The organism is Acidilobus sp. (assembly GCF_049973875.1).
In the GTDB taxonomy this organism is placed as follows: Archaea; Thermoproteota; Thermoprotei_A; order Sulfolobales; family Acidilobaceae; genus Acidilobus.
In genome coordinates this window covers 1-13868 of record NZ_JBMFJI010000023.1, presented here as the reverse complement: position 1 = coordinate 13868, position 13868 = coordinate 1, and the positions used below count along the sequence as shown (strand labels likewise).

The following is a 13868-nucleotide window of genomic DNA, read 5'->3' as shown; positions in this document are numbered from 1 at the left end:
GGAGAAGCCTATGAACTTTCGTGAAGGGATGGTCGTGAATGGTAAATGATATCAAATGGTATGAACTTCACGGCTTATCGGAAACTGCTAGCTACGGCAGAGGGCCCTGGGGGCGCCGCTTAAGGTGGGGACGCTTACCTTCTCGGCCAGGCCTCAGGTCGTTTCCCTGCCGCCGGCGCTCCTGGAGGGCCTACAGCTTGAGGAAAGGTACGAATACGTCGAGGACACCGTAGTGCTGGCCTACAGGGGGTCAAGGCCTAACGTCAGCTCATGGTGTGACATCGTGGGAATTCCAAGGCTTGCCATACCAAACCCCGTGACCGAGGGCATAGGCGCCCAGGTCAGGGACGCCATATAGAGGTCCTGCTGAGGGTACGAGTCGCTGGCGTCCCGCTCCTTCATAACGAGGGTTCACCACAGTGAGATACCGCCCCTGCTCTACGGCAACGTGATAGACGCCGGCGTCATGTGGATCTCTGAGGCCAGGTGCTGGGGCTTCAACTACGTGGTGCCGCAGCCTGAGCTCAGGGGACGGCTGGCCTTCGCGCTCCTGAGCGGCGCCAGCGAGGACGCCAGGAAGGCGTACAGGGCCCTGGTGAACTCAAGGGACGAGCTCAAGGCAGCCTACGAGGCCTACGGCTTCAAGTGGATAGGAAGTTGATAAAGCGGCTCAGATGAGTCCTATACTAAAAAGTCTTTTTAACTAATAAGCTCTTCGATGCCCTGTGAGCGAAAATGGCAAGGATAGTGCTTCACGAGAGGAACCATCCTTACATCATAAAGTTAGATAACGGAAAGGAACTTCACATATGCGCCTGCGGCCTCTCCCAGAACAAGCCGTACTGCGACGGCCATCATAAGCTTACACTGAACGAGGAGCCAGGCAAGATATACGTCTATAAGCCTGACGGCACGAGGGTCGAGCTCATAAGCTACTACCCTGAGGAGCAGGGCAAGTAAATCAGGCCTGAACAATAGCCTTCTTCCTTTCTTTGTTTTTGCAGGTATTATTTCCCCTGTTGGTGTTAATGGCCTTCACGTCTATTACCTCCTGGTGTCCGTGTTGGAGTGCCTGGACGTCCACGTGGAGAGGCTCCTTAAGGAGGAGATAGCTGAGGTCCTTGAGGAGATAGGAAGCGTTGACGCAAGGCTTGAGGAGCTCAGGGGGAGGGGCGACGACGACTCAAGGATAGAGTTTATAGTGATGAGCGCCTACAAGAGGCAACTTGTCGAGGACCTTGACCAGCTGCTGGGGTTCGCCAGCTACCATAATATGGACGTCGTAGGAGACCTGGTCGCGAGGCCTCAGCAGGCCGCGGGCGTCACGTGAAGGCCCTCAGTGCTGCAGTGGGTCCTCACCAATCGGCGATTACGTTACATCACCGGGCCTACGCATTTTAACTGGCGGTCTCAGCTTCCCCGAGGTGGCTAAGGCTGAGGGCCTTAATAACGGCCTCTAGCAGGGGCATAGGTTTTGGAGTCGCTAAGGTCATGCTTTCAAGGGGACACGAGGTCACCATAAATGGCAGCTCCGAGGAGCACGTGAACAACGCCCTGAGGCAGCTGTCCCCCCTGGGCAGGGTGCACGGCGTTGTGGCCGACATAACTGCCCGTGATGGCGCGGTAAAACTCGTCTCAGAGGCTGTTAAAGCAATGGGAGGGCTCGACGGCCTCGTGTTCATAGCGCCGCCGCCGAAGCCGGGGAGGTTCGAGGAGCTGAGCCCCGCGGACTGGGAGCTCGGCGCCAGGCAGCTGATGCTGAGCGCCGTGTGGCTCGTGCAGGAGGCCCTGCCCTACCTTAAGGCCAGCAGGGGAAGCATAGTGATACTCTCAAGCTTCGCCATAAGGGAGCCCGTGGAGGTGCTGGCGCTGAGCAACGTGATAAGGATATCCCTGGCAGGCCTTACCAGGACCCTGGCCAGGGAGCTGGGCAAGTACGGCATAAGGGTCAACATGGTGCTGCCCGGCAACATAGAGACCGACAGGTCGAGGCAGGTGATAGAGAGCAGGGCCAGGGCTAAGGGCGTAAGCTACGAGGAGGAGCTTAAAATAGAGATGGCCGACGTGCCGCTCGGCAGGATAGGCAAGCCTGAGGAGGTCGGGGAGGTGGTGGAGTTCCTCCTGAGCGACAGGGCCAGCTACGTGAGCGGCGCCGCCATACCGGTTGACGGCGGGCTGCTGCACGGAGTCTTTTAGAGGGGCTCGAGGTACGCGCTGAGCCCTAGCCTGCTTAGGGCTCTCCTGCTGACCCTTATTCTGGCCCTACGACCTCCGCGATAACAACTATCGCCAGCGCCGCAGCCGCGAAGTACAGTCCCTGGGAGGTCACTGCCTTCGTCTGGGAGAGGACGAGAGTGAGCAGGACGTCAAGTACCACACCAACAGCTGCGTAGAGCCACCTCCTGGCTGAGCCCTGCCAATACGAAACTGCCTGACCCATTGATGCCAGCGGCCTGACGCCGCCCTCGGCCCTCCTCAGGTACACCACGCAATGAGCGGGGCCCCTGTAGCCTTTGACGCCCCCGCACGTGCCAAGACTGACGTAGATGCCGTTCCTGCACTCAATAAGCTTACCAACCAGCCGAGACCTTGGACGTCCTTTATTGTTTAATTTTTGAGAAAGGCTCAGCCGCCGCCCGAGAGAAGCGAGTAGGCCTCCCTTATGGCCGCCTGGACCTTGTTCAGCACGTCGATTGCCGTTATGTTATCCCCTTTCTCCTCGACCGCCAGCTCGCCCGCCCTGCCAGAGGTCCAAGCGGCCGCGGCAGCTATGTTGAGAGGCTCTAAGCTCTTTGAGAGGGCGGCCCTCCTGGCCAGGAAGCCCGCGGTTATCCCGGTGAGCACGTCCCCGGTGCCGCCTACTGCCATGGCTGGGTGACCCGTCAAGTTGAACCTGCACCTGCCGTCGGGGCTGCATATTACGTCGCCCGGAGGCTTAGGCGCCTTAACTATCACTGTGGCGCCGTAAGTCTTGGCTATCTCCGCTGCAAGCTCCTGGGGTTCCCCGTCATGGCCTGCGAGCATCCTGGCCTCGCCCCTGTGAGGCGTTAGCACGGCCTCCGACCATAGCTTAGGCCTGCGCTCGGCGACGGCCTTGAGGGCGTCAGCGTCTATAACTGTTGGCTTGCCCCTTATGGCCTCTAGGAACTCCACCACGGCCTCCTTGGTCTCCTCCGCTGTGCCAAGCCCTGGGCCTATCGCTACGGCGTTCACGTGCTTGGCCTCCTCGACAAGGTCCTTAACGTGCTCCCTGGTAATGATGTCGCCCTTGAGCGGCACAGGTATTATGCCTGGGTTTGTCGTGGCGGCGGACCTCGCCACCTCCTCAGGCGCCGCCAGGAACGAGAGGTCGGCCCCAGCGTAGAGCGCTGCGGACGCCATGTAGAACGGCGCCCCAAAGTAGTGGTAGGAGCCGCCGACGCTCAGGACCTTGCCGCTGCCCCCCTTGTAGGCGTCCCTGGGCCTCCTTGGGACCCTGGCGGCGACGTCGCCGGGGCCGGCGTAAATGTAGGCGTCCCTGGGCATCCCTATGTCAGCTACCAGCACCTGGCCCACGTAAGGCTTTGCCTCGTCGGCCAGAAGCCCCGGCTTGAGGGTGCCCATGGTCACAGTTATGTCAACCCTCGCCGTCCCTTCAACGGCCTTCCCGGTGTCGGGGTCGAGGCCGGTAGGTATGTCAACAGCCACCCTAAGGCCTTTCGAGGCGTTGAAGGCGGCCAGAGCGCTGGCCACGGGCTCCCTCAGCTTGCCCCTCACGCCTATGCCAAGTATGCCGTCTATCAGCGCGTCCGCCTCCTGCGGGCTGTAATCCCTGGGGTCGTCAAGGTGCACCACCTTTACCGTCTTAAGCCTCTGGAGGTGCTGCAGGTTCAGCGCTGCGTCCCTGTGCTCCACGAGCTTTGGGTCGTACAGTAGGTAAACCGTGACGTCGGCCCCCCTCAGGGCCAGGTGCCTGGCCGCAACTATGGCGTCCCCGCCGTTGCCCCCCTTGCCAGCGTAAACTATGACCTTCCTGTTCCTAACGTCGCCCAGGACACACTCAACGGCGTCTGCCACGGCCCTCCCGGCGTTCTCCATGAGGAGGAGCAGGGGGAGGCCGAGCCACACGGTGTTCGTCTCGTAGGCCCTGGTGTCCTCGGTGGTCCAGGTCTCAGGGCTCCTGATAAAACCGGGGCACTCCAGATCCAAGCCTGACCCCGTTGACTCCAGGGTCCAAGGCTCTATTTAAGCGGCCACGGGCTAGAGCCCGGCCCTGTTAAGCCTTCCCTCGGGCTCGGCCACGTAGCCCATCACTCCCAGCATCTCCTCCCCCTCACCTATTGCGTGGCCTACTAGCTCCACCTCGTCGCCTGGCCTGAAGACCTCAAAGTCCGCCAGCACCCCCATGGGGTCGTAGCCTCTAGTGTAGAGTTCCTGCATCACTATTATGAGCCTTCTGACGCCCCCTCGCAGGACCTCCAGCTGGACAACCTTGGGCGAGGGCGACTGGTTGTAGAACCCGAATATCACTATCGCCTGGTCGTCCCTGACCCTGTACCTCAGCAGCGCGTTCCTGCCGCTCCTGACCTGGAACCTCCACTCAGGGCCGGGGAGGCCAAGGTCCTGGGGCCTCAGCTGCCTCACCACGAGCCTTTTGCTGACGCCGCCGCTAAGGAACGCTATGCCTGCCTGCATGGCCCTCTTCTGGGCCTCCAGGTAGACGCTGTAGACGGACTCCCTGGGCATCACCGTTATGGGGTAAATGACGGCGTACTGCTCCTGCCTAATGTTATAATTCGAGATGTCTATGTCCTCAAGCCTCCTAAAGCTTCCCTCCATCCGCTTCACCCATGGCGCTTCCAGGGCGCAAATTTAAAGGCTAGATATTTCTAACAGAGATATATGGAAAAATAACGCTTAGGGGCGGTCAAATGAAGGAGCCCACCAGGTCGCTGGCATACCTGAGCGTGCTGAGGTCCCTGAGGAGCGTCGCGGCCGGGATACTATTTATAGTGTTCCCCTACATGGTGCGCGAGCTGCTTCACGGAAGCCTCTTTGAGCTCGGCATAATGTACGCCGTGGCAGGGCTTGCCACGGCTGGGCTCTCGATTGTCGTCGGCTACATGAGTGACCTCATTGGAAGGAAGGCCTCGCTGTACATTTCCTCTGCCCTCCTGGTGCTGACACCCATAGTAATGCTTGTCAAATTTAACCTGGCCGCCGCGTTCGCGGCCGCCATACTCGGAGGCATATCAGCCACGGGCACCATGGGAGCTGGGGGCGTCGGGGGCGTCGTGGGGCCCGTACAGAACGCCATAATAGCTGACCTAACCCACAGGGGCAACAGGACGAAGCTCATATCGCTGCTTTCCTTCATAGGCAGCGTCACCGCCGCGGCGGGAACGCTGATAGGCGGCATGTTTAACTACAGGGAGGAGCTCCTCCTGGCCACAGTTATAAGCGCGGCCTCGATGCTGCTCATACCGCCGCTCAAGCTCCCAGACGTGAGGGCCAGGGGCCTGAGCATGAAGTCCAAGGTCAACGCCTTTAAGTTTTCAGTGACCGGGATGCTCAACGGCCTCGCCAGCGGCCTCACGGCGCCATTTATAGTGCCCATATTCATATACGTCTATGACGCCCCGAGGTACCTGACCGGCGAGGTGACAACGGCCGCGTCGCTCATAGCTACGTTCTCCATGCTGCTGGCGCCAAAGCTTGAGGACTCCCTGGGCTTCCTGAGGAGCATATACATAACCAGGGGGCTCACGATACCCATAATGCTGGCGTTTCCCCTGGTCGGCAACTTCTGGGCTGCCGTGGGCCTCTACCTGGTGTACCCCATGCTGAGGGTCATAGCAATACCTGTGCAGCAGTCCTTCCTGCTCGAGCTCACCCCGCCTGAGGAGAGGGGGAGGGTCTCAGGCTACAACCAGGGCTCAAGGCTTCTCCTCTCATCAGTTGGCACCTTCATAGGCTCCCCGTTCTTCTACCTCCAGGACGCGTCGCTGCTCGGCCTCATGCCCCTCTACGCGGTGCCATTCTTGGCCTACGCAGTGGCCATGGGGGCTAACATATACCTTTATAGGAGGTTCTTCGGAGCTGACGAGGCAAGGCTAAGGAGGTCAAGCGTCGGAGTTGAGGCCTGAGGGCAGGCTGGCTATAATAGGCGCCCTGAGGGTTCTAGGCTTCTCTATAGCGTTGCCCTTCGCTGGGCTGGCACTTAACCTTGACTTCAGGGAGCCCCTGACGGTGGTCTCCGAGTTCTACGCGTCGCTTGCGATAGCCAGCGCCCTGGGCCAGGTGGCCGGCGGCTACGTCAGCGACAGGGCGGGAAGGGTAAGGACCATGTTTATGAGCGGTCTCGTGGCGTCCATCAGCCTGGCCGCGGCGGCCCTCCTTTGGAGGGCTACAGCCATAGAGGTGTTGCTCGCAGTTCAGTCCTTCTTCTCCAACGCCTACTCGGTCGCCAGCATGGCAATAGTGGGGGACTACTTCAGCGAGCACTCCAGTCTGGTGAAGGCCTACGGAAGGCTCAGGGTCGGCTCCAACCTCGGCTGGGCCCTCGGAATAGCCGTTGGCGGGGAGCTCTACGCGTTAGTAGGCTTTAGGTTGCTCCTCGCTGTGACCTCAGCCGTCCTGGCGGCCTCCCTGGCGGCCCTATGGGGACTTGGTGAGCCTCCAAGGAGCGAGCCAACTGTCGCCTTTGAGAGGCCGACCTCTGCCATGATGAAGTTCCTGGCCCCCACGTTCATGACCTTTATAATAGCTGGGCTCATGGGCTACCCGCTCGTGCAGTACTTCTCAGGGTTTCTAAGGATAAGCACGAGCTACTCCGGGGCGCTGCTGGCCATAAACGGCCTCATGGTAGTCCTGCTACAGGACGCGGTGGCTAGGAGGGCCAGCACGCACAGCCCGGCCAAGTCCCTCGCCACGGGCATGGCAATCTACGGCCTGGGCTACGGCCTCATGCCTATGGTCAACAGCGTCCCGGCCGCCGCCCTCGACATAATGCTGATTACCCTGGGCGAGATGATAGTGATGCCCGTCTCGTCGGCGGTCGCGGCGGAGCTCAGCTCCCCCAGGTCCAGGGGGTCCCACATGAGCCTCTACGGCATAGCTAATACTATTGGAAGGAACCTCTCCTCGGCCATCTTCGCTGCCGCCGCCTACTCCCTGGGGGCCTCCTATGGGTGGGCCCTCATGGCCTCCATAGCTATGGCCTCGTCCGTAGGCTACCTCGCTGTAATAGGCTGAGCTGACCTGAGGTAGCCCTCCACGTCGTCGCTGTTGAGCACCGTCGCGCCGTAAACCTTCTTGTAGTAGGTCTCCCAGTTCCTGTCAATCCTCGCGGCCACGGCGTCCCTAACTACGACAACCTTGTAGCCCCTGAAGAACGCGTCTGCCGCCGTGTGCCTGACGCATATGTCAGCGTCGAGCCCCATTAGGACTACCGTATCAACGCCGAGGGACCTGAGTATGTGGTCCAGGGCCGTGCCGAAGAAGCCGCTGTAGGCGTGCTTCTCGAGGACGTACTCGCCCTCCCTGGGCGCCAGCTCACCGTAGACCTCGGCCCCCCTGGTCCCCTTCATGGCGTGCGGCCCCCAGAGGGGCATCTCTATGTCTGTCGGGTAGTGGGCGTCATTGACGTATATGACGGGCCAGCCGTTGCGCCTGAAGACCTCAAGGACCTTTCTCGCGGGGGCCACCGTGGCCTTGGCCTCCGGGGTCGCAAGCGCCCCATCAATGAAGTCATTAAGCATGTCAATAACTACGAGCGCGGGCCTCAAAGCAATCACCTAGAGAACAGTTGTTCTCCAGGTATTTATCGGTTAGCACTGACGGGCTGGGGCAGCTCGAAGGCCACGCTCTCATAGCCCCTCACCTTGGTGCCGCTCCTGACCCTGACGGAGAGCACCCTGCCGTCCTCCGAGAGCCTGGCCTCGCCGCTTATGTCGAAGCTCTTTATCCTCCCTCCCCTCGGCATTATCCAGTAGACGGTGTAGTCATACTCCGCCACGGCCTCCTCGTACATGTTTTCATAGGTGTTGGTGCCGCTCAGGGGCCTGTAAGGTATCTCTATGAAGAACGTGGCCGACGAGAGCTTCCTTAAGCCCCTGACCTCAGCCTTGGCTGAGAGCACGATCGCCCTCGAGTAGGAGCCGTTTATTATGATCTTCTCGTCGTCAAGGATCCTCTGCATCTCAGCCCTAAGCCTCTCCTCCTCTTCGCCCTCGCTCCCCCTGCTGATCAGCCTGTAATATTCTTCCTCCTCATCGGAGTACTCGAACACTATGGTATAGAATATGGTCCCAGGGGCGACGTGAAAGAAGCCGTTGCCGTAGATGGGCCTTGCCGTCGCTGACCACCTGGGAGGCTGTGGCCCTGGACCTTCTAAGCTGAAGCGGTCAGCCTAGCGCCTGAACGCGGGGCCCAGGTAAAGGAGCAGCTGCGCAAGGGTTAACGGTATGAACGCCCAGCCGGCGGCCACCTGCCTTATTGTGTGAACCCCCAGCTTAACCCTAGCCCATGTCAGGGCGGCCGGTATAACAAAGAGGGGGAGCAGCGAGGGGCCGCCCAGGTAAACGATTGCGGTAACTATGGCTGACGCCGTTGAGACGTGTATGCTGATCTTAAACTTCAACAGGAGCGTCACTATTATTACTATAGCTGAGTTGACCAGGTAAAGAGCCTCAAGGAGCAGGAGGCCCCGGCTGCGGCTCGCGAGGGCAGTTATTATTATGCCGACCACGTACGAGGCCTCCGCCAACACGAGCGGCGCCAGCCTCTGCGACGCCCTAACTACGTCGAAGGAGCTCACGAGCCCGAGGGCCCTCAGAGCCGCCAGCAGGGTGAGGGGGAGCAGGGAGTAGGTGAACACAGCGATCGCTGCCCCCAGCGGCCCGTAGTCCAGCGCTGGGCTGGCTGCCAAGAACAGCACTGCTGTCATAACAGTTGGATGGAAAATCCAGGAGAGCGCTGCAGCCAAGCTCTCGGCCTTCAAGGTGATCTCCTTGGTCCCTTGGCTTTCTTCATATTAAAAGCTCTAACTCGTGGGGCCCACATCTATACCTTTTAGAGATTCCTGACATTAGCGGCCCAGGGCCAGACGATGGCAAACCTAATAGGCTACATAAAGTCTACCAGGCCTTGGACTGTGGCGTTCTCAGCGCTGATTTACATGCTAGGCGTGTTCGCTGCGGCCAGGATGGGCCTGGGCGTCAGCTACCTCCTCGTGGGCCTGGGCCTTGCCGGTGAGGCCCTGTGCACACCATGGTTAACATATTCAACGACTACTTCGACTTCAAGCTCAGCTTTGACTCGGCCCCCAGCCCCGTCAGGCTTCACCCAATACTTAACGGCATAACCAAGCCCTGCAACCTGAGGAGGGACGCCGTCGCCGTTGGCCTCGCGGGGCTCTCGCTGGGGGTCGCGGTGACCGTGCTGGGCAGACCATTAGCCACAATGTTTGGCCTTATAGGCATATCCTTCGGCTACGGCTACAGCGACCCCCGCATAGGCTTCAAGTACAAGGCCCTCGGCGACCTGGTGTACCCGCTTTCAATGGTTATCCTGGCGGAGGCGGGCTTTTACCTTGCTAGCGGGAGGCTCCTGCCGGAGGGCCTTCTGGCCGGCCTGCCAGTGGTTATTGCTACTGAGGGGGTGCTCTTTGCAAACTACTGGAGGGATATAGACAGGGACCGCTCCCTCGGCGCGAGGACCTGGCGCAGGTCCTGGGCCCCCGGCTGTCGGCTGCCTATTACGCAACCGCGCTCCTCGCCTCCTTAGCGTCTGTGGTAGTGCTCGTGGCCATAGGCCTGTACCCGTTCCTCTCGCTTGCATCGCTGGCCTCGGCGGCCTACGCGGCGAAGCTGCTCAAGGAGTCGATGGCTGGAAAGCTGGAGAAGCTCGACTTTGAGACAGCTGTTTACTCATACCTAATAGGCTTCCTGATACTCGCTGGAATGACTTTAAGCCTAGCTTAAATTTAGACTGTCGTGTTTATGCCGCCTGCTGGCTGGGACGCCGCCAAAGCCTCGGCCCTCCTTATGAGCGTGCGCTCGTGTAAAACCATGGCGCCCGCAGCTATGTAAAGTGCTAGCTGAATGATATCTATTATAGACATGACCCCAACTATGATTAATATGACCCCAATTGCTAACGATGCCGAGGAGGCGCCGCCGAAGTTCATGTTCAAGGCCATGCTCCTGGGCGCCAGCAGCGCAAGGCCCAGGATTAGCCCTACGACGCTCACCCCGAGCAGGTAATAGCCAAGACCCCTAAATATGGGGATGACCTCAGCTAAAGTCTCGTTCAGCTGGGGCTGACTTATGTTTGGCGCCCTCTCTACTAGGACGCTCCTTAGGTAATTCATAGCAATCGGTGACCTTATGTAAAAGATCATAACATACGACATCATGAAGCCTATGAGACTTGCCACAATGGCCAGAACAATCCCTATCGTGAAGAACTTAATGTCCGGCCTTATTTGCTGCAAACGAGAGCACCCAGTGCCTTGACGTGGGGAAACTTAAAAAGAACTCACTGGACGCCCTGCCCTTTTTACGCCACCTTACGACTTGTGTAACGCCTTTTGAACGGATATTTACCTGAGAGCCCTAGTTGTAGTGGAGAAGCGAAATGCCTACCCAGAGGAGGTTAGCGGGCGCTGAGGAGTTCTTCGCCGCATCTATGACGTTGCATGAGGCGGGCCCCAGGCTTAGCCTCATGAGGCTCGTGTCATTTGACGGCATGATCAAAGCGAGGGAGGAGCTCAGCAGGAGGACGCCGCTCCAGAGGCCCACGCCGACGGTAATCCTCCTTAAGATCCTGGGTGCCCTGCTCTCAAGGCCTCAGTATAACGAGCTTAACTCCAGGGTTGATCAGGACACGGTTATAACTTACGAGTCCGTCAACGCAGCGCTCCCAATATACAGGGAGAGGGGAAGAACAACAGTCATAGTGGTTGAGGACGTGAACAGGAAGTCCGTTGAGGAGCTGTCCTCAGAGGTGAGGTCGGCCAAGGAGGGCACCGACTACTCAAAGGCCACGTTCCTCCTTGTAAACCTCGGTGTGATGGGCATAGACGCCATAACTGGCATCGGCCTGCCCGGCATAGCCTCGTCGGTAGCGATAGGCAGGATCAGGAAGGGGCCCATCTACGACGAGAGCAGGGACAGGACTGTCACTGCAAACATAGCGTGGGTCACGCTTACTGTGGACCCAAGGGTGGTAGGGCCGGACGTCACAGGGTCCTTCCTGGCTGACCTGGCCAGCGTGCTTGCTAACAAGGACCTGGTGCTTCAGCTCTTGTCTTGAGTAGGCGGCCGCGATAACTTTATGCAGGGACAAGACTTACGGAAACTGTCTGCCAATTAAGTTTTAAAAATGCTTGATAAAAGTGCTTGCCAGGCCTAGGTATATAGTCGATTCTTTCAAATTATTTATATATAGTGGGCCCACTACCAACTATATTAGTGGGCGTCTGCCTTGCCCCGACTAAGTACAGGCCTTATAATAGTGGGCGCCTACGCCACAAAGGTTCGAAGGGCCCTCTTCGCGCTGCTCAGCGACAGGGCTAAGGGGGACAAGGAGTGGTCTAGGAGGATTGCCTACTCATCAGCCCAGCTCAACAGGGTGCTCTTTGAGCTCCTGGTGAGGAAGCTTAAGCTTGATAAGGGTGACGTTGTCAGGGTCAGGATAGAATTCGACGTTGATGAGAACTCCAAGGAGATCAGGTGGAAGTGGAACACCCTAGCCGTGGAAGCCTTCAGGAGGGTTAACCAGGAGGACCTGGCCGCGGCGATGCGCGACACCATTTCCGCCGCGGAGCAGCTGGCGACCATTCCAAGGTATTCACTTGTCAGGCTGGGCTCTACAATAGATGGCGACGTGCTTTACTCGCTCAGCTTAAATGGCGAGGATGTAGGAGCCCTCATAGTGACTCCCCTTGAAGGGGGCGTGCTCATAAAGGGAGGCGCCGTCCTCTCGCCAACGCCGGCCACAATAAAGAGGTCACAGCTTAGGCTAAGAGGGCGCACCCCCGAGGACGCTATAATGGACGCGCTGCCAGACCTCTTACAGGAGGAGCAGGACCAGGAGCGCGCATCTAAGATTATAAATGAGCTCAGGTCGAGGCTGAGCCCAGAGATAATGGGCTCAAATAAGTCATGAAGGCATCAACAGCGTCCGTACTAGCACACATGTATAAACTCCCCTCCTTTTAATATCGACAGCCGGTGGGAATGTGATGAGGGCTAGCATGTCCTCCACCGCAGTTGCCGCGATAATAGTTATCATAGTCATGGCCGCAGTAGTAGGTTACATTGCATATAACGCCTACCTACTCTCATAGGGCCTCGGCCGCCCCTAAGTACATACTCGTTGGTACCGTTTACGACGACAGTGGGAGCCAGGCAGTGGACTCCCTGGCACAGTACGAGGGCCTTGAGCTCTGGGCAAACTGGGTCAACAGCCACGGGGGCATATACGTCAAGCAGTACGGCAGGAACCTGACGGTTAAGATAATAGCCCTCAACGCGGCCAGCAACCCGTCCACTGCTGAGAGCGACTACGAGACGCTTGTCAACACCTACCACGTGGACATGCTGGTGGCAGACTTCGGCTCGGTGATGACCGCGCCTGCAGTCAGCTTCACGAACGCCAGCCACGTGCTCCTCTGGGACGTGACGGCCAGCGCCGTTGGGCTCTTCACCAACAACAACTACATAATAGACACCTCAATACCTGTCTCCGAGGTCTGGATGAAGAACGTGGCAGACTTCCTGAAGTACGAGGGGGTCCGTAACGTTTCCGTCATCTGGGATGACAATGATTTCAACGCGTTCCAGTCCTACTACCTAGGCCACTTCCTTAAGCAATACGACATACCCGTTGTCTACAACACCAGCGTGGCCACTGACACAACGCAGTACCTCTCGCTCATAAGCGCCATGGAGTCTGAGCACCATTCGCAGTAATAGAGCTTGGCTACCCCACCAACGACGAGGCCTTCCTGCCCCAGCTCGTGGCCTCTAAGGCGTGTTTCCCGCTGGTGTTCACGAACTACCCAGGCATAATGCTCCCAACCCTGCTGAGTGACGTAGGGAGTGACATGAATGGTACCTTCACGGCGGTCTTTCCGCCCATAATAAGCTACACGCCGCAAATGGCCTCAAAGCTGGGCCTCCAGTGGTTTGGGCCCACGCTGCCCCAGTTCGAGCAGATGTTCGAACAGGAGTTCCACACGAGCAGCGTTAACTATAACAATATAGCCGGCTTCAACGTCGGGTTCATAATCCAGCTCGCCATACAGGACGCGGGCACGCTGAGCCAGGCCGCGCTCAAGCAGGCTGTGCTCAGCGACATAAGCGGCAAGGTGATGACTTTGGCAGGAGTCTTTAACGTGACGTCAAACGGAATGCAGGTAGGGGAGGCGCCGCCCATAGGACAGATCTTCGTCTGGCCCAACGGGACAACCGCTGTTAACATAGTTTACCCGTCAGCGTTCGCGAGCAGCACGGCGGTAATACCTGAGCCGTGCCCGTGATCTTCAGCGGCGTCTTAGCTCCTGCCTCTTAGCAGGTGTATATATAAGGTATTTGCCGCTAACATTAATAATTTATTTTTAAGGGGGCTGCTGACCAGAAAGCCAAGAATGAGGGGCTGTAGCCTCTGGTGTCTCATTTGGCTACGTCAACACCTGATGAGATAACTATACCCCTAAATGCGTGGTACAAAGTTGCGGGCAGCATAAGGAGGGGCTCCATAATACTTGTGGCCGGCTACCCCGGGGCAGGCAAGACCACCCTCGCAAGCCAGTTCGCCTACCAGGGGGCCTCCTCGGGCGAGCCGTCGCTCTACGTGAGCTTCGTGGAGCCAAGGGAGGACTT

The 13868-nt window shown here is 58.6% G+C and carries 21 protein-coding genes; 14 read left to right on the top strand and 7 right to left on the bottom strand.

The features are described 5' to 3' along the window. Window positions 1–124 precede the first annotated feature (124 nt). The 5 genes from ACP5H1_RS06965 (at window position 125) to ACP5H1_RS06945 (ending at window position 2196) form a co-directional block, all read left to right on the top strand. Window positions 125–358 (top strand): hypothetical protein, encoded by a 234-nt coding sequence (locus tag ACP5H1_RS06965; RefSeq protein ID WP_427973386.1) that lies wholly within the window; start codon window positions 125–127, stop codon window positions 356–358. A gap of 90 nt (window positions 359–448) precedes the next feature. Further along, window positions 449–661 (top strand): hypothetical protein, encoded by a 213-nt coding sequence (locus ACP5H1_RS06960; RefSeq protein ID WP_427973384.1) that lies wholly within the window; start codon window positions 449–451, stop codon window positions 659–661. A 74-nt stretch (window positions 662–735) separates the two neighbouring features. After that, window positions 736–960 carry a CDGSH iron-sulfur domain-containing protein gene (locus ACP5H1_RS06955; protein WP_427973381.1) on the top strand — a complete coding sequence of 75 codons (225 nt, stop codon included), beginning with the start codon at window positions 736–738 and terminating at the stop codon, window positions 958–960. A 103-nt stretch (window positions 961–1063) separates the two neighbouring features. Next, window positions 1064–1330, top strand: coding sequence for a hypothetical protein (locus ACP5H1_RS06950; protein ID WP_427973379.1), 267 nt, complete (start codon window positions 1064–1066; stop codon window positions 1328–1330). Window positions 1331–1401: 71 nt separating this feature from the next. Then, entirely contained in the window at window positions 1402–2196 is a 795-nt protein-coding gene (locus tag ACP5H1_RS06945; protein ID WP_427973392.1) for an SDR family oxidoreductase, read from the top strand. A 55-nt stretch (window positions 2197–2251) separates the two neighbouring features. Here ACP5H1_RS06945 and ACP5H1_RS06940 read toward each other — a convergent pair whose 3' ends face one another. From ACP5H1_RS06940 to ACP5H1_RS06930, 3 genes are all read right to left on the bottom strand, one after another. Next, entirely contained in the window at window positions 2252–2488 is a 237-nt protein-coding gene (locus ACP5H1_RS06940; RefSeq protein WP_427973377.1) for a hypothetical protein, read from the bottom strand. Window positions 2489–2625: 137 nt separating this feature from the next. Further along, on the bottom strand, window positions 2626–4188 hold the full coding sequence (locus ACP5H1_RS06935; RefSeq protein WP_427973375.1) for an NAD(P)H-hydrate dehydratase: 1563 nt from the start codon (window positions 4186–4188) through the stop codon (window positions 2626–2628). 51 nt (window positions 4189–4239) lie between these two features. Beyond that, window positions 4240–4818 (bottom strand): hypothetical protein, encoded by a 579-nt coding sequence (locus ACP5H1_RS06930; protein WP_427973372.1) that lies wholly within the window; start codon window positions 4816–4818, stop codon window positions 4240–4242. A 92-nt stretch (window positions 4819–4910) separates the two neighbouring features. Between ACP5H1_RS06930 and ACP5H1_RS06925 the strand changes: the two genes are divergently transcribed. Both ACP5H1_RS06925 and ACP5H1_RS06920 read left to right on the top strand, forming a co-directional pair. After that, window positions 4911–6125 (top strand): MFS transporter, encoded by a 1215-nt coding sequence (locus tag ACP5H1_RS06925; protein WP_427973369.1) that lies wholly within the window; start codon window positions 4911–4913, stop codon window positions 6123–6125. Then, on the top strand, window positions 6115–7233 hold the full coding sequence (locus tag ACP5H1_RS06920) for an MFS transporter (RefSeq protein WP_427973366.1): 1119 nt from the start codon (window positions 6115–6117) through the stop codon (window positions 7231–7233). The genes ACP5H1_RS06925 and ACP5H1_RS06920 overlap by 11 nt, the downstream gene beginning before the upstream one ends. Here the strand turns inward: ACP5H1_RS06920 and ACP5H1_RS06915 are convergent. The 3 genes from ACP5H1_RS06915 to ACP5H1_RS06905 form a co-directional block, all read right to left on the bottom strand. Further along, window positions 7212–7775 (bottom strand): cysteine hydrolase family protein, encoded by a 564-nt coding sequence (locus tag ACP5H1_RS06915; RefSeq protein ID WP_427973364.1) that lies wholly within the window; start codon window positions 7773–7775, stop codon window positions 7212–7214. The two genes, ACP5H1_RS06920 and ACP5H1_RS06915, sit on opposite strands and share 22 nt — an antisense overlap. A gap of 26 nt (window positions 7776–7801) precedes the next feature. Beyond that, on the bottom strand, window positions 7802–8269 hold the full coding sequence (locus tag ACP5H1_RS06910; RefSeq protein ID WP_427973361.1) for a hypothetical protein: 468 nt from the start codon (window positions 8267–8269) through the stop codon (window positions 7802–7804). 120 nt (window positions 8270–8389) lie between these two features. Then, a complete protein-coding gene (locus ACP5H1_RS06905) occupies window positions 8390–8980 on the bottom strand; it encodes a hypothetical protein (protein ID WP_427973358.1) in 591 nt (196 codons plus the stop codon). Between the two features lie 269 nt (window positions 8981–9249). On the opposite strand from ACP5H1_RS06905, the gene ACP5H1_RS06900 reads away from it, so the two are divergent. After that, on the top strand, window positions 9250–9765 hold the full coding sequence (locus ACP5H1_RS06900; RefSeq protein ID WP_427973389.1) for a prenyltransferase: 516 nt from the start codon (window positions 9250–9252) through the stop codon (window positions 9763–9765). 17 nt (window positions 9766–9782) lie between these two features. Beyond that, window positions 9783–9962, top strand: a complete 180-nt coding sequence (locus ACP5H1_RS06895) for a hypothetical protein (protein ID WP_427973356.1) — start codon at window positions 9783–9785, stop codon at window positions 9960–9962. 2 nt (window positions 9963–9964) lie between these two features. Here ACP5H1_RS06895 and ACP5H1_RS06890 read toward each other — a convergent pair whose 3' ends face one another. Next, window positions 9965–10474 carry a hypothetical protein gene (locus ACP5H1_RS06890; protein WP_427973354.1) on the bottom strand — a complete coding sequence of 170 codons (510 nt, stop codon included), beginning with the start codon at window positions 10472–10474 and terminating at the stop codon, window positions 9965–9967. A 143-nt stretch (window positions 10475–10617) separates the two neighbouring features. Here ACP5H1_RS06890 and ACP5H1_RS06885 point away from each other — a divergent pair, with 143 nt between their 5' ends. The 5 genes from ACP5H1_RS06885 to ACP5H1_RS06865 form a co-directional block, all read left to right on the top strand. Then, complete coding sequence (locus tag ACP5H1_RS06885) at window positions 10618–11295, top strand: 2-oxo acid dehydrogenase subunit E2 (protein ID WP_427973351.1); 678 nt, start codon at window positions 10618–10620, stop codon at window positions 11293–11295. 171 nt (window positions 11296–11466) lie between these two features. Continuing rightward, window positions 11467–12150 (top strand): DUF2258 domain-containing protein, encoded by a 684-nt coding sequence (locus ACP5H1_RS06880; protein ID WP_427973349.1) that lies wholly within the window; start codon window positions 11467–11469, stop codon window positions 12148–12150. A gap of 152 nt (window positions 12151–12302) precedes the next feature. Then, window positions 12303–12956: an ABC transporter substrate-binding protein gene (locus ACP5H1_RS06875; protein WP_427973346.1), complete on the top strand. Its 654-nt coding sequence runs from the start codon at window positions 12303–12305 to the stop codon at window positions 12954–12956. Window positions 12957–13030: 74 nt separating this feature from the next. After that, on the top strand, window positions 13031–13525 hold the full coding sequence (locus tag ACP5H1_RS06870; RefSeq protein ID WP_427973343.1) for a hypothetical protein: 495 nt from the start codon (window positions 13031–13033) through the stop codon (window positions 13523–13525). A 128-nt stretch (window positions 13526–13653) separates the two neighbouring features. Continuing rightward, window positions 13654–13868 (top strand): RAD55 family ATPase (locus ACP5H1_RS06865; protein ID WP_427973341.1); only part of this gene is annotated, 215 nt, incomplete at its 3' end.